The organism is Formosa bonchosmolovskayae (genome assembly GCF_051016085.1).
In the GTDB taxonomy this organism is placed as follows: domain Bacteria; phylum Bacteroidota; class Bacteroidia; order Flavobacteriales; family Flavobacteriaceae; genus Formosa.
Window position 1 is genome coordinate 1,144,125 of the sequence record NZ_CP174605.1, and the last position, 22,957, is coordinate 1,167,081.

Annotated in this window: 14 protein-coding genes and 1 tRNA gene; 6 read left to right on the forward strand and 9 right to left on the reverse strand. The window is 33.7% G+C overall.

Annotated elements, in window-relative coordinates; translation table 11 throughout:
- Positions 1–54: 54 nt before the first annotated feature.
- From ACKC83_RS04745 to ACKC83_RS04770, 6 genes are all read right to left on the reverse strand, one after another.
- Positions 55–1,371 (reverse strand): RagB/SusD family nutrient uptake outer membrane protein, encoded by a 1,317-nt coding sequence (locus tag ACKC83_RS04745; protein WP_434037198.1) that lies wholly within the window; start codon positions 1,369–1,371, stop codon positions 55–57.
- Between the two features lie 13 nt (positions 1,372–1,384).
- Positions 1,385–4,678 (reverse strand): SusC/RagA family TonB-linked outer membrane protein, encoded by a 3,294-nt coding sequence (locus ACKC83_RS04750; RefSeq protein WP_434037199.1) that lies wholly within the window; start codon positions 4,676–4,678, stop codon positions 1,385–1,387.
- A 3-nt stretch (positions 4,679–4,681) separates the two neighbouring features.
- Positions 4,682–7,219: a zinc-dependent metalloprotease gene (locus tag ACKC83_RS04755; protein ID WP_434037200.1), complete on the reverse strand. Its 2,538-nt coding sequence runs from the start codon at positions 7,217–7,219 to the stop codon at positions 4,682–4,684.
- 89 nt (positions 7,220–7,308) lie between these two features.
- Positions 7,309–8,946: a histidine kinase gene (locus ACKC83_RS04760; RefSeq protein WP_434037201.1), complete on the reverse strand. Its 1,638-nt coding sequence runs from the start codon at positions 8,944–8,946 to the stop codon at positions 7,309–7,311.
- A 1-nt stretch (position 8,947) separates the two neighbouring features.
- Positions 8,948–9,718, reverse strand: a complete 771-nt coding sequence (locus ACKC83_RS04765; RefSeq protein WP_434037202.1) for a LytR/AlgR family response regulator transcription factor — start codon at positions 9,716–9,718, stop codon at positions 8,948–8,950.
- A gap of 356 nt (positions 9,719–10,074) precedes the next feature.
- Positions 10,075–10,148 (reverse strand) — tRNA-Ile (locus ACKC83_RS04770).
- Positions 10,149–10,356: 208 nt separating this feature from the next.
- On the opposite strand from ACKC83_RS04770, the gene rbfA reads away from it, so the two are divergent.
- Both rbfA and ACKC83_RS04780 read left to right on the forward strand, forming a co-directional pair.
- Positions 10,357–10,749 carry a 30S ribosome-binding factor RbfA gene (gene rbfA, locus ACKC83_RS04775; protein ID WP_382381038.1) on the forward strand — a complete coding sequence of 131 codons (393 nt, stop codon included), beginning with the start codon at positions 10,357–10,359 and terminating at the stop codon, positions 10,747–10,749.
- Position 10,750: 1 nt separating this feature from the next.
- On the forward strand, positions 10,751–11,956 hold the full coding sequence (locus tag ACKC83_RS04780) for an ABC transporter permease (protein ID WP_434037203.1): 1,206 nt from the start codon (positions 10,751–10,753) through the stop codon (positions 11,954–11,956).
- 6 nt (positions 11,957–11,962) lie between these two features.
- Here ACKC83_RS04780 and dusB read toward each other — a convergent pair whose 3' ends face one another.
- The 3 genes from dusB to ACKC83_RS04795 all read right to left on the reverse strand — a co-directional run bounded on the left by dusB (position 11,963) and on the right by ACKC83_RS04795 (position 15,958).
- Positions 11,963–12,958 carry a tRNA dihydrouridine synthase DusB gene (dusB, locus tag ACKC83_RS04785; protein ID WP_414035913.1) on the reverse strand — a complete coding sequence of 332 codons (996 nt, stop codon included), beginning with the start codon at positions 12,956–12,958 and terminating at the stop codon, positions 11,963–11,965.
- A gap of 136 nt (positions 12,959–13,094) precedes the next feature.
- Positions 13,095–13,460 (reverse strand): carboxypeptidase-like regulatory domain-containing protein, encoded by a 366-nt coding sequence (locus tag ACKC83_RS04790; RefSeq protein WP_414035912.1) that lies wholly within the window; start codon positions 13,458–13,460, stop codon positions 13,095–13,097.
- Between the two features lie 89 nt (positions 13,461–13,549).
- The gene (locus ACKC83_RS04795) at positions 13,550–15,958 is read right to left on the reverse strand and encodes an outer membrane beta-barrel protein (protein WP_434037204.1); all 2,409 of its coding nucleotides are present in this window, start codon (positions 15,956–15,958) and stop codon (positions 13,550–13,552) included.
- A 169-nt stretch (positions 15,959–16,127) separates the two neighbouring features.
- On the opposite strand from ACKC83_RS04795, the gene lepA reads away from it, so the two are divergent.
- The 4 genes from lepA to glgB all read left to right on the forward strand — a co-directional run bounded on the left by lepA (position 16,128) and on the right by glgB (position 22,809).
- Positions 16,128–17,924 carry a translation elongation factor 4 gene (gene lepA / locus ACKC83_RS04800; protein ID WP_414035910.1) on the forward strand — a complete coding sequence of 599 codons (1,797 nt, stop codon included), beginning with the start codon at positions 16,128–16,130 and terminating at the stop codon, positions 17,922–17,924.
- Between the two features lie 243 nt (positions 17,925–18,167).
- A complete protein-coding gene (locus ACKC83_RS04805; RefSeq protein WP_414035909.1) occupies positions 18,168–19,577 on the forward strand; it encodes a glycogen synthase in 1,410 nt (469 codons plus the stop codon).
- Positions 19,574–20,839, forward strand: a complete 1,266-nt coding sequence (locus ACKC83_RS04810; RefSeq protein ID WP_434037205.1) for a glucose-1-phosphate adenylyltransferase — start codon at positions 19,574–19,576, stop codon at positions 20,837–20,839. The genes ACKC83_RS04805 and ACKC83_RS04810 overlap by 4 nt, the downstream gene beginning before the upstream one ends.
- A gap of 59 nt (positions 20,840–20,898) precedes the next feature.
- Positions 20,899–22,809, forward strand: a complete 1,911-nt coding sequence (gene glgB, locus ACKC83_RS04815; protein ID WP_434037206.1) for a 1,4-alpha-glucan branching protein GlgB — start codon at positions 20,899–20,901, stop codon at positions 22,807–22,809.
- Positions 22,810–22,957 lie beyond the last annotated feature (148 nt).

Here is a 22,957-nt window from a genome sequence, read left to right on the forward strand (position 1 = left end):
CTTTTTAACTCCTCTACAACCCACAAGATAACAACAGGTTATAGTATTTTTATTTTACAAATTCGGGTTGTTTATAACAGCATCGTTAGGAAATGGTATCACATATCTTTCGTCGTTTTGGTTTAATTGATATGTTTCTCCGTTATAATTTTTTATAAGTAAAGGCTGTGTGGTTCTTCTTAAATCGTCCCATCTGTGCCCTTCGATAGCAAATTCTCTTTGACGCTCTGCTAGCACCTCTGTAAGTATTGCTTCTGCATCTAGCGCTTCAATTTTTGTTTTATACACATTTAATCCTTCAGGCGTATATCTGTTAGTTGCAAGCTCAATTAATTTTTCTTTAGCTTCATTTGTAGCATTTAAATGGGCATAGCTTTCTGCTAGTGTCAAATACAATTCGGCTGTTCTAAAAGAGACTTTAAAATTAGAATCGGCATTTTTACTTGAATGGTATGTTCCATCACTATCCTCATAGAAATAGGTTTCAAAACGTAAATCGTCCGTTTGATTGTAGATGGCTAATAAATCGTCTGAAATACTAGCGTTAGCAGTCATATCGAAAGAAGCTACGGTTTCTAAAGCAAGAATAGATTCCACAGAATTATATTCTGAAGGCATAATTGATTGATCTACATTTAAGTTTTGTAGACTGTTTTTAATAGCCAGCGCTTCGGATGAAGATGTGATAGCCTTTTCCCATTCATTTTGGTATAAGTAAACACGCGCTTTAAATGCTTTTACAGCCACAGCAGAAAACCGATAATTGTATCCTAACGCTTGCTGATTGATCTGCATTAACACCTCAGCCTCATTAAGATCGCTTAAAATTAAATCGTAAACGTCTTGCACTGTACCAACCACGTAGTCTTTATCGGAATCATACTCGGTGGTAATTGGTACTCCTGCATCTGTATTTGCAGTCGCTTTATTGTAAGGTTTTGCGTATAAATTAATTAAATCGAAATATTGTAAGGCTCTTAGCGCATGTGCCTCTCCAAGTAATTGTTCCTTTTCTAAGGTCTCGCCTTCCATAGCACCTGCACTATTTATAACATGATTAGTATAAAAAATGATATTATAAATACTAGCGTACGGATACGCTCTAGATAACGGACTTGGATTTAAATCGTTCCAGATATATAAGTCCTCGTATTGCTCTATTCCTACAGAACTAGGGCTTAGACTAAGTTCGTCACTTCTATATGTCGTTAAAATTTTGGATTCTTTGGTAATAGCATAAGCCGCTGTTAAGAAGCTCCTATAGTCTTCGACAGTTGTAGGTATCACTTGCCCAACAGGCTCAATGTCTAAATAATCGTCGCAAGCCGAAAAACTTAATGCAACTATTAGTATGTATAATATTTTTTTCATGAATACTGTCTTTTTAAAATGCAAGATTAAATCCTATTGAAATGATTTTAGGAATAGGTTGGGCATAAATGCTACCATATGTTTCCGGGTCGAAAAAGCCCTCGTAATCTGTACCTATTACAAATAAATTGCGTCCTTCTATATTAAAATCGAAACTTGATAATTTTAGTTTATCTAATTGTTTTTTAGGCAGAGAATAGCTAAATCTTATACTACTTACACGCAAATAAGAAATATCTTTAATCCAAAGATCTAAGTCGTCGTAGGTTCTCCCATCGTCTGAAGAATTATACCAGTTATACACTAAATCTGTATCAAATCCAGGTGTATTAAATCCAATTAATGCTGGAAAATTACCTGTACCTGCTTTTAAAATATCTGTACTATAATTATTCCCAGGTTCGGCTTGAGTGAGGTTATAACTTGGATCTGCCTGCACGGTTTGTTTTAGACTAAAGTTTGTTAAAACACGTAATCCAAATTGCTTATATCTAAACGTATTATTAAATCCACCACTAAATTTTGGAGCTGCATCACCCACATACGAGTATAAATCGCGGTGCTCTTGTCGTGTTAACTGGCTACCATCGGTACCTTCTTCTAAATTATAGAAATCTACTGCAGTAACTTTTTTTCCATCTTTCCAAAATAAAGGCAACCCATTACTATCTAATCCCGCGGTTTTAATAGCAAAAATAGCAGTCGAACTATAGCCTTTTAAAGACGGTTTAAAGTCTTCTTCTCTAATCTCTATATCTTCAACAATACTTTTATTATGAGAAATATTGAACGTAGACGTCCATTTAAAATTCTCATTCTGAATGTTTACTGTATTAATTAAAAATTCGAATCCTTTGTTACTAACACTCGCCCAGTTTGTATTTATAAAACTAAATCCGCTTTCTAAGGGAACCGATTGCAAACCAATTAAATCTGTACTTTTTCGCGTATAATAATCACTTGTTATATATACTCTATTATTAAGTAATCCTAAATCGAAACCAACGTTAGACGATACTGTTTTTTCCCATCTTAAATTTGCATTGGGTGCACTTAATGCTCGAATAACTTCCTCGCTCATTCCTGGCAAAATAGTTTCTGTATAATACTCTCCAATAACAAACGGAGATGTAGATTTATCTATATTTCCTTGTACCCCGTAAGATGCACGAATTTTTAAATCACTTATAATATCTACATTAGAAAGGACGTTTTCCTTATAGACATTCCAAGATCCAGCTACAGACCATAACGGCAGGTATCTGTATTTAGGATTTACGCCAAAAAGATTGGAACCGTCGTATCTTAGACTGGTGAAAAACGTATACTTTTTATCTAAAGTATAAGATGCCGTTCCAAAAAACGAAGCATATGCATTCTCGTAATACGATTTTTTATAAGGATCGAATAAAGAATTTGTTAAAGACCTTTCATCGGTAATTGCGATGGAAGTCAGTGTATTTGGATTAAAGCCAAAGCCTTTAGCGTGAATTTCTGTTTTTTCATTTCTTCTAAACTCTGTTCCTGCCATCACATCCAACTCGTGTCTGCTATTAAAAGTGGTACTATAATTCGCTGTTGTTTTCCAGTTATATTGAAACACATCTGAATTCCAATTTTGAATTATGCCACCCTTAGGCATGTAATATGCAGGACCATCGGCCGTATTATATTGCGATCGTTGCTCGTATTTTCTTGTATAATAACTATTCTCGTCACTAAATTTTTCTGTCTTATCGAAATCTAATTGTAATCCCAACTGACTATTAATTTGAAGTCCTTTTAACACCTTATAATTAACATCTAGAATCGCTTTTAAAGAATTAGACACCAATTCGTAATTCGTATTTTCTCGCTCTTCTAAGACATTGTAGTTTAAATTTAAATCGGATCTTTCAACCAAATCAGGATCGTAAACATACTCCCCATTTTCGTCTTTAAGTTCTAAATATGGATTTGCTGTTCTTGAATAGTACGACGGATTGGTATAGGCATCTGCGCCTGTAATGTATGAGCTTGTTTTTGTTTGACTCCCAAATAAAGCCACACCTACTTTAAGCTTTTCGTTTATAGAAAAGTTATCCTTAAGTGTAATGTTGTAACGTTGTTGTCCTGTTCCGGTTGTTGTTCCTTTTTCGTCGAAGATTCCAGTAGAAAAATAATAATTATTATCATCATTCCCTCCAGAGATACTTACACTGTACTGTTGGTTTATTGCTGTTTGATAAAGCTCGTCTCCCCAATTGGTTTGCGATTGTTTTAAACTATTAATATCGTTTTGGGCATTAAGTGATAAGGCTGAAAATCCGTTATTCTGAAAATTAGCATATTCTCCATAAGAATTTAAAATCCTTGCAACACTTCCTCTATCCTGCTGATAAGTTAAATCTGAACGACTCGCTAAATACAATTCGAAATCTACTTTCTCACTAGAGTTCATTAAATTTAATTTATCGAAATCTGGTCTCTGCGTAATAAAAACATTTCCGTTTGCTTGTACACGCATAGCTCCTTTTTTACCACTTTTACTGGTAATAACAATAACACCATTGGCCGCTCTAGCACCATAAATAGATGTTGCCGAAGCGTCTTTTAACACGGTAATACTTTCAATATCTTCCGGATTTAAACCAGCAATAGGATAAGATTGTAAATTATCGATATTGTCTTTATCTCTAAAATCTGATGGAATATCGTTTCCTTCTAAAGGAATTCCATCTAAAACCCACAGCGGGTCTGAAGAACCGTTTAATGTTGCACTTCCACGAATTACAATTTTGGCAGGTGCACCAGGCGCACCACTAGTAGGTTGCACCACAACTCCGGAAATTTGACCGGCCAACATATGGTCTACACTTAAAACTCCAGACTGTTCTATTTCGGACATTTCAATCTTCTCGTAAGCCGAAGTCATTTTACGTTTTTCGATTTTCTGATACCCTGTTAAAACAATCTCATCTAAAACCTCTTCACTCTCGTTAAGGACAATGGTGTAATTTGATTTAGTTCCTGAAACAGCAACTTTTTCTGTTTCGTATCCCATAAAAGAAACCAAGAAGTATTTAACATCTGTGTTAATAGTTAGCGAAAACTCACCGTCGAAATTAGTTGTTGTGCCCAACATACTACTATTTAAAACACCTGCTGTTTTAGATTCACTCCCCATAATGGCAGACGACACGTAAATTGAAGCTCCAACCACAGGAGATTTTGTACTATTATCTATGACCTGCCCAGTGATTACTTTTTGGTTCTGACCAATAAGTAAAGCGGGAATAAAAATTAATAAATATATTAACCCTTTCATGTTTTAGTTTTTCAAATTATAAGTAATTCGCGCAATCAAATCACTGTAATGCTCTTTAGTCGCGCGATCTCCTTTTCTTTTCTTTTTTTCTAATAATTCTAATGCTTTCTCTAAAGCGGCTCTTTTGCTTGTTCCGATATCTGCAACTCTAGGCAAATAAGAAAAATGAATATTTTTGAAGTTGTTAGTGTCGTCTGAAACCGTATTTTCTTTCGTTTTTTCTAGAAGTTTATTTCTATCTACAGTTAAAACATCGATATAATTTTTCTGAGTAATACGATCGAACATATCTAAAGATTTCCCATGTTTTGTCTTTTCAAAAATGGCATCAAACAATGTGTCAAATAAATACTCTTCGGTAAAAACCTCTTCGTCTTCATTTAACAACACTTCGTTCTCTGTAATACGCATTAAACGATCTGTTTTTAACAAGGCGTAAATAACATTGGTTTGATAGATGCGTAGCATAGAAACCGGAGAATAATAACGTTCGCCATCTGGAGCATCTCTAACAGCAAAAATCTTGTTCATTATTTCTGGTGTGAACAACCATTTTTGAGGTAATATAGCATTGGTAATTAAATAATCTAGAGCTTCCTTTTGAAACGCTCCTGACACTGGTTTATAAGTGTCTTTCCCATCGCCATAAATAGTATTGTTTATATATACACCACCAATATTTGCCATCACGTGGTTATTGTATAATTCCCACTGATCGATAACCGATTTATACAATTTAGATGCTTTGTAATAATCTTGTCCCGCTTCATTTGTCCACTTCAAAATATTAGGAACAATTCGTTTTAAGTTTTTAAGTCCGTATTCACTAGCCTTAACTGCATTATCTCCTAAGTCTTCGCTCTGAGATCTTGGATCGACCACATCGCTTTGTTGTGCGCCATAGAAATACAACGGATTATTTTCGTGCTTGCGTATCCATTCATTTAAAATGGGCAACTCTTCGTGAGCTGTTTTATTTTCTATCCATCGGTATCCCCAATCAATCGCATATGTATCGTACACTCCAATTTTTGGTGTAATATCTACAACATTATCTTCTGGTTGTGCCACATAATTAAATCGTGCATAATCCATAATAGATGGCGCTGTACCTCCCATTTTAGAAGTAAACGTTCGCGATCTTAAGGAATCTACAGGGTAGCTAAAAGAAGCGCCCATATTGTGTTTTAATCCGAACGTATGTCCAACTTCGTGAGAAGACACAAAACGAATAGCTTCTCCCATATGTTCGTCGGAGAATTTATTACCTCTAGCTTTAGGATCTATTGGTCCCGTTTGCACACGTATCCAAGAGTGTAATCCTTTCATAAGGTTGTGCCACCAAATAATATCAGATTCTAAAATCTCTCCACTTCTAGGATCGACAACCGATGGTCCCATAGCATTTTGTTTTTCTGAAGCCGCATATGTAATTACAGAATAGCGCACATCGTCGGCATCGAAATCTAAATCTGTATCCGACGGAAATTTAACTGTTACAGCATTCTTAAATCCAGCTGCTTCGAAAGCCACATTCCAATCGTAAACACCTTGCTCTATGTAAGGTCTCCATTGTTTTGGTGTTGCAGGATCTATATAATATACAATTGGCTTTTTAGGCTCTACTAACTCCCCTTTTTTATACGCTTCTATATCTTCATCTTTTGGTTGTAAATTCCAACGCGTAATCATGTGACGTGTTTCAACTTCATGCTGACTATCAGAATAATATTCCACTGGAATACTAAAATACCCAATACGATTATCGTCGAAACGTGGTTTCATAATTTCGGTCGGCAATAATACAATATTTGTAGTAACTCCAATGGTTAATGGTAAATCCGGACTTTTACCTTCGGCAACAGACGTTGTTAATTCTGATTTTACAACAATATTTTCTGGAAAAGACTTAATGGCTTCTATTTTAGAAAGCTTTGTTTTTACACTACCTCCTAAACCAATATTAGTAAGCACATCGCTAAAACTTTTCTCTTTTCCGTTAAATACTTTATTCACTTTTATAAATACAGAAGTAGAATCTGTATTCTTCGCTTCAATATCAAATTCTTCAATAACAGACTCTCTAAAATTATCTTTAACAGACAACGTAATCGCATCGTTTACGGGAGATTTCACCTTTGGATTTATGGTTTTAACCCAAATTTTATTTAAGATTGTATCTCTGTAAAACCGAACTAATTTGGTTTCGAACGTCATCCCTTTATTTAACCCATGACCGTTTAAAGCGTAAGGCACGCTAGAGACTTTATTAACTACAAGAAAATCTTTAGAAAGCAGTGAATCCGGAATTTCGAAATAATAATCTTCCTTTATCGTATAAATATTGAAGACTCCTTTTTTAACGTTTCCTTCTTTTAAAAATTTCTGATAATTTAGTTTTTTACTATCAGAAGTATCTGTGCTATCTTTTTTTACGTCACTCTCTTTGTCTTGAGCATAATTTATATGGCTAACTAAGACTAGCATACAAAAAACAGAAAAACGGAAAAAGGCATTACCCTTAAAGAAATAGTATTTCATAAAAATGTTAATTATGTGTCAAATTTTCATTAAATAACAGAGTTCCCAAAACAAAAAGGAGTGAACTCAGTAAAACAAGGAGTGAAATGCTATTTTACGTTAATAAAGGGCAGTGTACAGATAAATTTACCGTCTAAAATCTCCGTTTTGAAGTCTTTTATTTGATAATGTAGATACGTATTTTCTAAATAAGTTAATCCGATATGATGACTATTCTCAGCTTTTTGCTTTCTTGGCATATAATTATTTAAAACTTCGATCTTATCGTTTAGAATTCTAATTTCTATAAATAAAGGATTTTGCTTTGTAATATTATTATGCTTTATCGCATTTTCTACCAACGTTTCTAAAGACAAAAAGGGAATTTTATTTTGAAGAACTTTGTCGTTGTTATTATGTATTATGGAAACATTTAAACTGTTATTAAATCGTATTTCCTGCAAAAACACATATTGCTTTAAAAAGGTTATTTCTTTTTTTACAGTGATTAAATTTCCCTCGCGTTCTTCCAAAAGATAGCGATACACATCTGCCAGCTTTAATACAAATTGCTGAGACAACTCCGGATTTAAATCTATTAATACATGTAATGAATTAAGACTATTAAATAAAAAATGAGGATTCATCTTCTTCTTTAACTGATTTAATTGAAGCACTGCATTTTCTTTTTGATATTTCTCGTTTGCATAAATTAACTGTTCCTTCTCTTCTAAAACCCTTAAATTTTCTACAAACTCTTTTTTTAACTGCAACCTATACACTATTAAAATAAGCATGAATGTTGCAAAAGCTAAGAAACTAATCCATGAAAAATAGCGTTGTATACTCTGTGTAGTCTCTTGCAGATGAATTTCTAACGGAAAACTAACCACGACAATTAATGGTGTATTATTTATTTTAATAGTATCGTAATACCTTAAAACTTCTAAATCTAGAAATTCTGAAACGGCTTTAGTTTTAAGTATATTGTCGTTTCTGGGCACATAATAACCATTAATTTGAATGGTACTCTGAAGGACTTTATCTATAGAAATAGAATTAAAATAACTGTGTAATTTTTTTCCAATATACTTAGTGTCGGGATGTAAAATGCAAATCCCGTCTTTATTGGCCACCACAGTATAACCACCATCGCCTTTATATTTTTCGGAGAAATACTCCCAAAAGTTCAACAGGTCTACATCGTAACCAAAAGTCACACTCGTGCCATTTTCTAATTTAACCGAACACGACTTTCTATACAGCACGCGATCTTGCTGGGTTATAATAGTATCTCTTGTACTCTTAGTTTTTAATACAGGTTTATCGCTGAGATACATTTTAATTTCCTCCGCATATAACGAATCGGTATTTGCGCTATAAAACGATGCTACATCCTGGTTTATAAATTGAACAAACGTATTTGAAATGTTCTGATTTTCTAGTGCTAATCCCGAAGAGAACAGTAATTTATCTTTCAATTCTTGGTTAGAGGTTTCTGCGGAATATTCGATTACTTTTTCGGCATCGATTAAATAACTATTAAGCTGATTAAATTCGAATAGCACCACATTTTCCTTAGACTTTAAATTCCCCTGAATAAGGTCTTCGACTAAGTTCTCGGTAACAGAAGTAATTTTTGGAGTTATTAACGCACTCCCAACAAAGTACATCGCAACAAACAATAAACTAATAAAAAAGTATTGTCTATGTTGTTTAAATTTTAAGAATAAATTGTTTGAAGACATATTAGCGATTTAACCAATCTTTAAAAGCATTTATACGATTGGAACTTACAAAAATCAAGTCGTTAGCATTTACTGGTGTTTGCAATTCTATTTTCAATCTATTCTGACTGTATTTTACAATGGTTTTAATAGCTAGATGACTAATAATGTATTTTCTGTTTATTTTAAAAAAGTGCTTTTCGGATAATTTATGTTCCAAATTAGAAATGGTATCGTCGTACAAATAACTATCTCCAGCAGTTGTGAATATAAAAAGAGATTTATTTTCCGCCATAAAATAAGCAATTTCCTCGCTTTCTATAGATAGTAAGGTTTCGCCTTTAGTTACTAAAAATCGGCCTTGTTCTTCTTTCTTTTCATTACCGGCTTTTAGTTGCGTAAGAAATTTATCTAACTGACTATAATCGACTACCGTGTTTTCATTAAAATTAATATGCTTTTTTATGGCATTTTCCAGACGCACCTTATCATATGGTTTTAATATATAATCGATAGCAAAAAACTGAAACGATTGTATGGCATATTGGTCGAAAGCCGTTGTAAAAATAATTGGAATTTTAATTTCCAAAGTTTCGAAAATCTCAAAACTCTCACCGTCGCCCAAGTGAATATCGCTTAAAATAAGATCGCAGGTATTGGTTTTAAACCAGTTTAAAGACTGTTCGACACTTTCTAATCGTTTTTTTATAGTAATGGGATATTCCATTTTTAGTAGCATACTCTCTAAAGAATTTGCCGCTAAATCTTCGTCTTCAATAATAACAATATCCATTCTAAAGTTTTTTAATCTAAAAGTTAAATGCTGTAAAACACAACACAGATTGTGTCTTTACAAATCGCGACCCAAATTACTAAAAGTCGATTAAAGTCATTATTACATTAACATTTAAAATCTTCGACCTCGAAAAACAAATAACGACAAAATAATAGAGGTATTGAAATAGGTTAGAGAATAAGGCACTTTAAACTGTGTAGATCGCGTTTTGCTATATTGAAATGGTGCTGTATTCCTTCTAGAATTAAGAATAAGAACGCATCTTAAATTTAACAGATAGTAATTTGAAAACCTTGAGTGCCTAAAACAAAAAAAGCCTCTCGATTTCTCGAAAGGCTTTACAATTATTGAAGTGGTCCCACCTGGGCTCGAACCAGGGACCACCTGATTATGAGTCAGGTGCTCTAACCAACTGAGCTATAGGACCTCAAAATTGGAGTGCAATATTACATTTATTTTTAAAATACTGCAAGTGTTTTTATAATTACTTTTTTAAAAATTATCTTTACAGAGCACTAAATTTACAGCTCAATCCATAAACCATTGTTAATTAATAATTTTATACTTTTTAACCACAAAGTAAATTTTACAATCAAAAAGTAAGATAATCTTTAAATATCGACTATTTTTGCATCATGGAAAGTAATAGACAAAAAAAAATAGGCTCAGTTTTACAACGTGATTTAGTAGATGTACTTCAAAGTGCAGCAACACAAGGCGGTATGCAAGGGATACTAATTTCGGTATCTAAAGTAAATGTAACTGTCGATTTATCTATTGCGAAAGTATATCTTAGTATTTTTCCAAACGATAAAGCAAAAGAATTACTAGTCGGTATTCGTTCTAATAAACCATTAATTAGACACGAATTAGCACAACGTACAAAACACCAATTACGCAGAATGCCTAACTTAGAATTCTTTGTAGACGATTCTTTAGAATACATCGACCAAATAGAGCAATCTTTAAAAGGAAAAGACAACCCTATTAAAGACCCAGGTCTTTTAGGAGATCATAAAAAATCGTAAATTGAATTTTCCGCTGTACATTGCGAAACGCTATTTGCGCTCTAAAAGCAGCAACAATGCCATTAATTTTATTACTATAATTGCTGCAGTAGGTGTTATTCTTGGTGCGGCTTCATTATTTATTGTCCTTTCCGGATTTTCTGGATTAAAGGATTTTTCGCTACAATTTTCCACTATAATCGACCCCGATTTAAAGGCGGTTCCTGCTTCAGGAAAATCGTTTATTCTTACCGATAATCAGTTTGAAAAATTACAGGCCCTAGAAGAGGTTGCTTCGTACTCAAAAATTATTGAAGAACGCGTTATCCTAGCCTACGACGATAAAAATTTTCCGGCTTTTATAAAAGGTGTCGATGAAAACTATAATCGCGTAAACGCCATAGATTCTGTAATTATTCAAGGAAGCTGGTTACGACCTAACACCGACCAAATGGTTGCTGGGTGGGGAATTTCCAATCATTTATCGCTTGGGGTTCTAGATTATGGGAAATCTGTTACTATTTATGTTCCCAAACCCGGAACAGGCCAAATCACCTCAACTAAAAGTGCTTTTAACTCCATACAGTGTATCAATGTAGGCTTATTCGATATTAACGAAACTCTAAACGAAACTTATGTATACGCCGATTTAGAAATGTCTCGCGAACTTTTAAGTTATGAGAAACATGAGCTTTCTGCGATAGAGTTTAAGTTAAGTCCTAATGCAGACGAAGACGCCGTAAAACCGCTGTTACAACATATATTAGGGGATAATATTATCATTAAAAATCGTATTCAATTAAATGATGCGCTTTATAAAATGCTGAATACCGAAAATTTAGCAGTCTATTTAATCTTTACCTTAGTTTTAATCATCGCATTATTTAACGTAATTGGCTCGATAATAATGATGATTTTAGACAAGAAAAAAACGCTAAGTACGCTATACAAACTCGGCGCTTCTGTTAAAGACATTAGACGCATATTTTTCTACCAAGGTAGCTTAATGTCTGTTTTTGGAGGGATGGCGGGATTAATTCTCGGACTTATAATTGTAGCCATCCAACAAGCGTTTTCTTTGGTTATGATTACTCCTAGCCTACCCTATCCGGTTGCAATTACAATATCTAATATTATTGTAGTTATGCTCACCATATCGGTCTTAGGGATAATCGCTTCGAAAATTGCTTCGGTAAGGATTTCTAAGTCTCTAATAGAATCTATTTAAAGCTGTTTATTGCTTAAACTGATAATCGGAAAAATCGTTTAATACCAAATCAAAAGCATCAAAAACATCTTTAGAAGCATCACTAGTCACCATTTTCTGGCGGTATTCTTTAAAATGCGGAATGCCTTTAAAGTAATTGGTATAGTGACGACGGGTTTCAAAAACGCCTAAAACCTCACCTTTCCAGTCTATAGCCATTTGTAAATGACGCTTAGCGGCTTCTACACGCTCTTCAATTGTAATTGGAGCAAGATGTTCTCCGGTTTCAAAAAAGTGTTTTACTTGCTTAAAAAACCATGGATTTCCAATACTAGCACGACCAATCATACAGCCATCTAAACCGTACTCATCTCGCATTTTCATGGCCTTCTCTGGCGTATCTACATCTCCGTTTCCAAATACAGGAATATGCATTCTCGGATTGTTTTTAACATCGGCAATAGGTCCCCAATCAGCATCACCTTTATACATCTGCGCACGTGTACGTCCGTGAATAGAAATCGCTTTACAACCAACATCTTGTAAACGTTCGGCAACTTCCATAATCCGAATAGAATCGTGGTCCCAACCTAAACGGGTTTTTACAGTAATAGGAAGATTAGTGCGCTTTACCATAGCTTCGGTTAAACTCACCATTAAATCTATATCTTTTAAAATACCCGCTCCAGCGCCTTTAGAGACTACTTTTTTTACAGGACATCCAAAATTAATATCGATTATATCGGGTTTAGAGGCAGTAACAATATCTACCGTCTGAAGCATACTTTCTAAATTAGCTCCAAATATTTGAATACCCACTGGGCGTTCTTTTTCATAGATATCTAACTTCATAGTGCTTTTTACAGCATCGCGAATTAGCCCTTCGCTAGAAATAAATTCTGTATACACGACATCTGCACCTTGTTCTTTACATAATGCTCGAAAAGGGGGATCGCTTACATCTTCCATAGGTGCTAAAAGCAAAGGAAAATCGGGAAGTTCTATAGTATCTATTTTAACCAAAGTCTATTTTTTAAGTGAGCAAAAATACTTAAATTGAGGAATAAATACTAATTCTTTAATGTTTTGTAGATGACGGATTTAAATTGAAAGATTAAGCAGAGATTATTACTCGAGGCCTTTTCTTTAATACATAATTTTATTTATCTACGTCTTCAACAATAACTTCTATAACCTCTAACTCTTCTGGAGATATTTCTTTTAAAACAACAGAATTCAGGAAAAGCACTTTATCTATAACTAACTCTGTAGAATAACTAGAATATCCTACAAAACTAATTTCTAAATTATACGTTCCGGTTTCAATATTCTTGATAACAAAGTGTCCTGTTTCGTTTGTTATTGTTCCTGAAATATTTGCTTCATCTTGTTTATTTGCCAAAATAACATTCGCATAGGCGATAGGAGCACCATTATTGTCTTGAACTTTACCAGAAATTTTATTTTCTTGAGCAAAGCAAAAGCATGATATAAATAATAATAAATATGTTAGTTTGAATGACATATAATGAAAAATGGTTGCTCAAAAATAAGATAAATATTTAAATAAAAAGAAGATATAAAAACATTATAAGTCAATCAATTAGAATAACTCTAATTATGTGAGCCTTCAGAATTCAAACGATTACGTTCATTTAATTCTTTTTCATTTTTTTCATTGGTAGTTAACCTAGTATTTCCAAAATTATAACGCAATCCTAAACGAAACCATTGGTTGTCAAATCGGCTGTAATATTGGTTATCCTGATTTAAATATTTGTTTTTAACAGTAAAATCTGTAGTTCTAAAAATATCACTTGCTTTTAGCGAAGCTACCCATTTCCCGTTATTAAAACTCTTCTTAACTCCTAAATCTACTTGCGTTCTTGAAGTCACATCGGACGATCCATTAATCATTGGAGCCATATACAACACCGAAATTTCGCCACTTAAACTACGATCCTCTAAAAAGGTAAAGAAATTCATCATGTTAGAGTATACAGACCACGTTTCGTTATATTCTGTAGAATTCCCGCTTTGGGCCGCCGTAAAGTAGTCTCTTGTATGAAAAATAGAATTCACAAAATACACAGACCAAAAACCCGTTATGGGTTTAAACGTTAAAAAATCGAAACCATAATCGATCGATTTTTCCATATTTGTAGGTTTGTAAACAATCTCGTTGCTACTATTATCTTGAAAAACTAATTCTGATGTCGGATCCTTTTCGTAACGATAATACAACTCAAAAGTATAAGTCCCTTGTAAAGTGTAAGACAGCGTGGTTAAATGAGATATTGTAGGTTGTAAATTAGGGTTTCCTTGAAGATAAATATAATCGTTAAAATAATATTTAAACGGATTTAAAGACGAGTACGTAGGCCTTTCAATTCGTTTGCCATAGGATAGTCCCAAGCTATTATTTTCATTAAAATCTTTAGAGATATTTAAAGTTGGAAATAATTTAAAATAATCGAAACTATTACTCTCATTAGTGGTGCTTATTTCCCCTTCTACATCGGTAAACTCACCACGTAATCCTGCAGATATATACCAGGTTTCCCAAGCTTTAGAGGCATTAATATATCCTGCATAATTAATTTCGTTATATTCAAAAATACCGCTATTTTCTTCATCGTTCCAATACTTGTTTTCTTTCAAATAGTATTGATCTAAGCCACTTTTAGAATCGATAACCGATGATTTTACACCAAATTCTAAGTCTATTTCCTGCTCAAAACTCATACTATAATCTGCCTGAGCAGAAAATATTTTTGTTTTTTGATCGGACATCGAATTAAAAATATTACTTCTTGTTAGCTGATCACTAACATTAAAATACATGGATTGAATATCTTGATATCTATCGTAATCATAATTGGTATGGTGTAAATTCACAGAAAACACATCTCCCGATTTAGATGTGTTTACATAACTTAAATTGGCTGCGACGTTCACTTTAGAATCGTCCATATTGTTCATAGAACTAAATGAAGAATCTACAGCGTCCGTTTCCATATATCCCTCACGCTTCCAATACGGCGTAACATTTACATTGGTCGCGAAAGACAATACATTAGCATTGTTAAAAGCATAATCTATATTAGCATTAGCATTGTGAGATTTTGTATTTGTATCTCTATCGTTTTCACTGTGCCAAGTGCCTATTGTAGTATTATTTTCTATAAAGTTAACATCACTTGTATTGTATTGATACAATTCACTTTCTCCATAAGAGTAGTTTGCAAAAATGTCTAGTTTTTCTGTTTTATAGAAATGATTCATCCCTGCATTAAATCTCGGATAAATACCTTGAGTATAATTTGCGTACAAACTACCATTGTAACCCGTAATTAAATTTTTACTCATATTTATATTAATCAAAGCCGCTCCTTCAGCATCATATTTTGCAGACGGATTGGTAATAACCTCGACCGATTCTATATGAGAGGCATCTGTTCCTGCTAATAACTGTTGCAGATCTTCTCCCGTTAAATGCACTCTTTTATTATTAACTAAATAAATAATATTAGTATTATTTTTCACGCTAATTTCATCGTTCATCACTAAAACACCAGGCGTACTTCTTAGCACATCCATAACACTTCCTTCTGTTAATGAGGTTTTTTCTATATTAAATATAATGCGATCAGACTGTTTTATAAACGTTGGTTTATTAGATACTAGGTTTACGGTCGCTAACTCCTCTGTAGATTCTTCCAACACAATAGGACCTAATTCTGTAGTGCGCTCTATCTCTAAATTTACTTTGTAAGTCGTATAACCAATAAAACTAATCTCCAAAATGTAGGATCCAAGCGCAACATTATTTAAAATATAACGTCCATCTTCCTGGCTAGTAGTACCATGGACTACAGTAGCATCTTCTGAATTTGTAAGAATAACATTTGCAAAATCAACGGGTAAGTCATTTACATTTTTTATAGAGCCGGAAACCTGAATGTCTTGAGAAAAACACACAGAAGAGCATAAAAAAAGAAGGAGCATTAACTTAATGTACATATAAAGAGGTTGATAGTTACAAATTTAGGTTAAATGAATCTAATACTTTTACGGAAAAACTTTTTTATTTGATATTTTTTTTAGTCATAAAAACTCCTGTTTAAAAAAAACATAATAGCAAATGTAAATCACCTATATTTGCAGATTAAAGCCAGGTATATTTTTCTTTATGAAGAACATCAGAAATTTTTGCATCATTGCACACATCGATCACGGTAAAAGTACTTTAGCCGATCGTTTATTAGATTACACAGGTTCGGTAACCGAACGTGAAAAACAAAATCAGCTATTAGATTCTATGGATTTGGAGCGCGAGCGTGGTATTACCATTAAATCGCACGCCATCCAAATGGATTATATCTATAAAGGTGAAGAATATGTTTTAAACCTTATTGATACTCCTGGTCACGTAGACTTCTCTTACGAAGTATCTCGATCTATTGCTGCGTGTGAAGGTGCTCTTTTAATTGTAGATGCCGCGCAAAGTATTCAGGCACAAACAATTTCTAACCTATACTTAGCTTTAGAAAACGATTTGGAAATTATTCCTGTTCTTAATAAAGTAGATTTACCTAGTGCTAATCCAGAAGAAGTTACAGACGATATCGTTGAACTTTTAGGATGTAATCCAGAAGATGTTATTCATGCAAGTGGAAAAACAGGTTTTGGAGTAGATAAAATTTTAGAAGCCGTAATTGAACGTATTCCTGCTCCAAAAGGAGATCCTAACGAACCGCTTCAAGCTTTAATTTTCGACTCGGTTTACAATACGTTTAGAGGTATTGAAACTTATTTTAGAGTCTTTAATGGTGAAATTAAAAAAGGACAGAAAATTAAATTTGTCGCTACAGCTAAAGAATATTATGCCGACGAAGTGGGAACTTTAAAACTAACCCAAGTCGCTAAAAAAAGTGTAAAAGCTGGAGATGTTGGATATCTAATTACGGGTATTAAAACAGCAAAAGAAGTAAAAGTAGGAGATACTATTACAGATTTTGACAATCCTACAACAAATATAGTTGAAGGTTTCGAAGACGTAAAACCAATGGTATTCGCTGGTATTTACCCTGTAGATACAGAAGATTACGAAGAGCTACGTAACTCTATGGAAAAGTTACAACTTAACGATGCTTCGTTAGTGTTCTTTCCAGAAAGTTCTGCAGCTTTAGGTTTTGGATTCCGTTGTGGATTCTTAGGAATGCTTCACATGGAAATTATTCAGGAACGTTTAGAACGTGAATTTGATATGACTGTGATTACAACCGTACCCAACGTATCTTACAACGCTTTTACAAACAAAAATCCAGATACGCCATTTATTGTAAATAACCCTTCAGATTTACCAGATCCTTCAACAGTAAACAGAGTTGAAGAACCGTATATAAAAGCAACCATCATTACAAAAGCAGATTTCGTAGGAAATGTGATGTCACTTTGTATTGAAAAACGTGGTATGATTTTAAATCAGACCTACTTAACACCAGAGCGTGTAGAGTTAACGTTTGATATGCCTCTAGCCGAAATTGTATTTGATTTTTATGATCGTTTAAAAACAGTTTCTAAAGGATATGCATCTTTCGATTACCACCCTATTGGTATGAAAACGTCTAAATTAGTAAGATTAGACATTTTACTAAACGCACAACCTGTAGATGCACTTTCTGCATTAATTCACGCCGATAATGCGCAGAGTATTGGAAAGAAAATGTGTGAAAAACTGAAGGAATTAATTCCACGTCAGCAATTCGATATTCCAATTCAGGCTGCTATTGGTGCTAAAATTATTTCTAGAGAAACCATTAAAGCTTTACGTAAAGATGTAACCGCTAAATGTTACGGAGGAGATATCTCTAGAAAACGTAAACTTTTAGAAAAGCAGAAAAAAGGAAAAAAACGTATGCGTCAGGTAGGAAATGTAGAAATCCCACAACAAGCGTTTATGGCCGTTTTAAAATTAAACGATTAAAAAACTCACAATATTTTTATATAAAAAGACTGTCTGAAAAGACAGTCTTTTTTTTTGCTATAAATTAATTTCCAGTAAAATACAGGGCTCATAGCCCAGCCATCCCCGAAAATTCTGATAAAAATTAATTCTAAAAAAATTATTACTAATTCTATTAACTTTTTTTTTAATAATAGATATAAATCATAATAACGGATTCAATTAATATTTTTAAATTTAGGGACAAATGCCATTTTATAAACTATGATTATCACTCATCTAAGTGCCGAATGTTATCCAATTGCTAAAATCGGAGGTTTAGCAGATGTATTAGGTGCGCTACCAAAATACCAAAATGAACTTGGAGCTACGGCTCAAGTTGTAATGCCTTTCTACAATAACAAATTCACTAAAACACATAAGTTTAAGCCTGTATATAACGATACTATTCTTATGGGTGAAACAGATTATGATTTTAGAATTTTAACCTTAGTAGATAATACTTTAGGTTTCGATATTTACTTTGTAGACGTTCCCGAGCTTTTGTATTCAGATTTTGTGTACACTTCCGATGATACAGAACGATTTTTAGCTTTTCAAATTGCAGCTTTAGATTGGATTGCTCAGAGTGAAACATTACCAGATGTTATTCATTGTCACGATCACCATACCGGTCTTATTCCGTTTATGGCTCAAGAATCGTACAGATATTCTATGTTAAGGAAGATTCCTGTAGCATTTACAATACATAATGCTCAATATCAAGGTTCTTTTTCTCACGATTTAGTGTATCTTATTCCTGAATTTAAATTCAGCCGTGTTGGTTTGTTAGATTGGAACCACCTTATTAACCCCTTAGCTTGTGCTATAAAATGTTCTTGGATTGTTTCTACAGTATCTCCAAGCTACATGGACGAGTTAAAAGAGAGTGCCAATGGCCTAGAGACCTTATTAAGTAATGAGCATGCTAAATGTATTGGTATTTTAAATGGAATTGATACCGACGTTTGGAACACAGAAACCGATCCTTTAATAATTAAAAATTACAATCAGGATACGGTAGAAGCAGGAAAACAAGCCAATAAAGAATGGCTGTGTAACGAATTTAATTTAGATGTTAACAGACCCCTTTTTGCATTTATTGGACGTTTGGTAGAACAGAAAGGAGCCGATTTATTTCCTAAAATATTTTCAGAATCCTTATTTGGTAACGACATCTCTATTTTACTCCTGGGTTCTGGTGAAAAACATACGGAAAACGAACTTAGAAACCTTAAAACAAAATTTGGTGATAAATACAATGCTTTTATAGGTTACGACGAGAAACTCTCTCACATTATTTATGCTGGAGCCGATTTTCTATTAATGCCATCGCGTGTAGAGCCTTGTGGTCTAAACCAAATGTATTCTTTAAAATACGGTACTATTCCTGTAGTAAACAGCGTAGGCGGATTAAAAGACACGGTAGAAGATATTTTAGATGGCGGATTCGGAATTTGCCATAATTCGGCAACCGTTTCAGAAGTCTGTGAAGCCATAGAACGTGCTAACGCCTTCTACTACACCGATAAATTTAAACAAACTAGATCTGAAATTATGTCTATAGACCATTCTTGGCATGCCTCAGCTAAATCATATATAAACGTCTATAACTCATTAAATCCTTTTTTATGATGAACAACAAAGTATTATCAATAATTTTAGGTGGGGGTCAAGGTTCAAGACTCTATCCTTTAACAGAAGACAGATCTAAACCAGCTGTTCCTATCGCAGGAAAATACCGCTTAGTTGATATTCCTATTTCAAACTGTATTAACTCAGACATCAAACGTATGTTTGTCCTTACACAGTTTAACTCTGCCTCTTTAAACAAACATATTAAAGACACATATCATTTTAGTTTTTTTAGCTCAGCTTTTGTAGAAGTATTGGCTGCAGAACAAACCATGTCTAACAGTAATTGGTTTCAAGGTACAGCAGATGCCGTGAGACAAAGCATGCATCATTTTTTAAGAAACGATTTTGAATACGCTCTAATCCTATCTGGAGATCAGCTGTATCAAATGGATTTTAATGAAATGATTGAAAAGCATATACAAAGCGGTGCCGAAATTAGTGTCGCTACCTATCCTGTAAATGCTAAAGACGGGACATCTTTCGGAATTTTAAAAACCGATGAAAACAGTATGATTTCTTCATTTATCGAAAAACCTAACAGTGAATTAATTAAAGGTTGGGAATCTGAAGTAAGTAATGAAATGAAAGAAGAAGGACGTCATTATTTAGCGTCTATGGGTATTTATGTTTTCAATAAACAATTGTTAGTAGATTTAATGAACGACCCGTCTACTAACGATTTTGGTAAAGAAATTATACCACAAGCTATTGGTAAACGCCCTGTATATAGTTATCAATATGAAGGCTATTGGACAGATATCGGAACCATAGAATCTTTCTTTGAAGCCAATATTGGACTAACGGACGATATTCCTAAATTCAATTTATACGATAAAGATCAACGTATCTATACACGTGCTAGAATACTTCCAACTACAAAACTAGCAGGAACAACATTAAACGAAGCCGTAATTGCTGAAGGTTGTATTATTCAAGCTTCAAAAATTGAAAAATCTGTAATTGGTATTCGTGCTCGTATTGGAAAAGATACCGTAATAACCAACGCCTATATTATGGGATCTGATTATTATGAAACTCTTGAAGAAATCGAGAAAAACCACATCCAAATACTTGTTGGTATCGGTGAACGTTGTGTTATTAACAATGCTATTATCGATAAAAACAGTAAAATTGGAGACGATGTAACTATTAATGGAGGAAAACATTTAGAAGATACAGAAACCGATCTTTATGTAATTAGAGATGGTATTGTAGTTATTAAAAAAGGAGCTATTATTCCATCAGGATTTGTACTTTAATTCCTTTTAATTATATTTTTTACTTCAATTAATATTGAAGCGATTTACAACATACTACTATGACAAAGGTTAAACCTTTTAGCTTATTTACTGACTTTGATATAAACCTATTCAAATCAGGAAAACATTACAATCTATTCGAAAAATTCGGATCGCATATTGTTACCTATGAAGGTGAAAAAGGGACCTACTTTTCGGTTTGGGCTCCCAGCGCGAAATCCGTCTCGGTAATTGGTGATTTTAACTTTTGGAACGCAGAAGAACATCCGCTATATGTCCGTTGGGATTCTAGTGGTATATGGGAAGGGTTTATACCTCATGTTGGTAAAGGCTCTTTATACAAATATGCCATTACCAGCAATATTAACGACGTAAAAACAGAAAAAGCAGATCCCTATGCTGTGCGTTGCGAACATCCTCCAAAAACAGCTTCTATTGTTTGGGAAACCTCCAATTACACCTGGAAAGATAAAAGTTGGATGTCTTATAGAAGCGAGAAAAACGGACTAGATAGACCGTATGCGGTTTACGAAGTGCATTTAGGCTCGTGGATGAAAAATGTAGAAGAAGATCGTTTTTTAACCTATGCAGAGCTATCTAAAACTTTAGTAGACTATGTAAAAGAATTAAATTTTACACACGTAGAATTTATGCCTATTATGGAGTATCCTTACGATCCGTCTTGGGGATATCAAATTACAGGGTATTTTGCTCCGACTTCTAGATTTGGAACACCGCAAGAATTTATGGGCTTAATAGACGCCTTTCACGATGCAGATATTGGAGTGATCTTAGATTGGGTTCCCTCCCATTTTCCTTCAGACGCTCATGGATTAGGAAATTTTGATGGGTCTAATTTATACGAACATCCAGATATTAGAAAAGGATATCACCAAGATTGGAAGAGTTTAATTTTTAATTATGAACGCCCAGAAGTACGATCGTTTTTAATAAGTAATGCCGTGTATTGGCTTAAAAATTATCATGTAGATGCCTTACGTGTCGATGCTGTTGCCTCTATGATTTATCTAGATTATTCTAGAGAAGACGGAGAATGGGAACCAAATATTTATGGCGGAAACGAAAACCTTGAAGCTATTTCGTTTTTAAAAGAATGTAACCAAGCCATATATTCTATGTTCGATGGTGTACAAACCATTGCTGAAGAATCTACTGCCTTTACCGGTGTAACCAATAAAGTTGAACATGGTGGTTTAGGTTTTGGTATGAAATGGATGATGGGTTGGATGCACGACACCTTAGATTATTTTAAGAAAGATCCGATTTATAGAAGTTATCACCAAAACGAAATTACGTTTAGTTTAGCATATGCGTTTTCCGAACATTTTATGCTTCCTATTTCGCACGACGAAGTGGTGTACGGTAAAAACTCGGTATTGGGTAGAATGCCTGGCGATGAATGGCAACGTTTTGCTAATTTAAGGCTCATGTTAGGTTATATGTACACGCATCCAGGAACTAAGTTACTGTTTATGGGAGCGGAATTTGGTCAATATAACGAATGGAATTTTCAAACAAGTTTAGATTGGAATTTATTAGAATTTAAACCTCATATTCAGACTAAAAGCTATGTAAAAACCTTAAATACACTCTATAAAAACACACCTGCTTTATACGAAAAAGGATTTGCGCAGGCAGGATTTGAATGGATTAGTTACGACGATCATAAAAATGCAGTCATGTCTTATATTAGAAAAGGACATGACGAGAAAAACGATCTTATTGTTGTTTGCAATTTCACTCCGAACTACCACGAAAAATACGATATTGGAGTGCCTAGAAAAGGCAGTTTAGTAGAAGTTTTTAATAGTGATAGTTCAGAATTTGGTGGTGGTAATAATTTAAATATTAAAGCCATTAAAGTGAAAAAGAACACCACGAATAATAAACCATTTACGGCTACTATATTAGTACCGCCTTTAGCTATTTGTGTGTTTAAATATAAATAAAATTAGTAGTTAATATAACAAACGCATCATCCTGAAATCGCTTTCAGAGTGATGCGTTTTTGTTTTTAGCAGGTATTTATAGCACGCAATGGACTCCACACAAAAGAATTATAATGCCTCAACCGATATTTTGGAAAAAAATTATTAG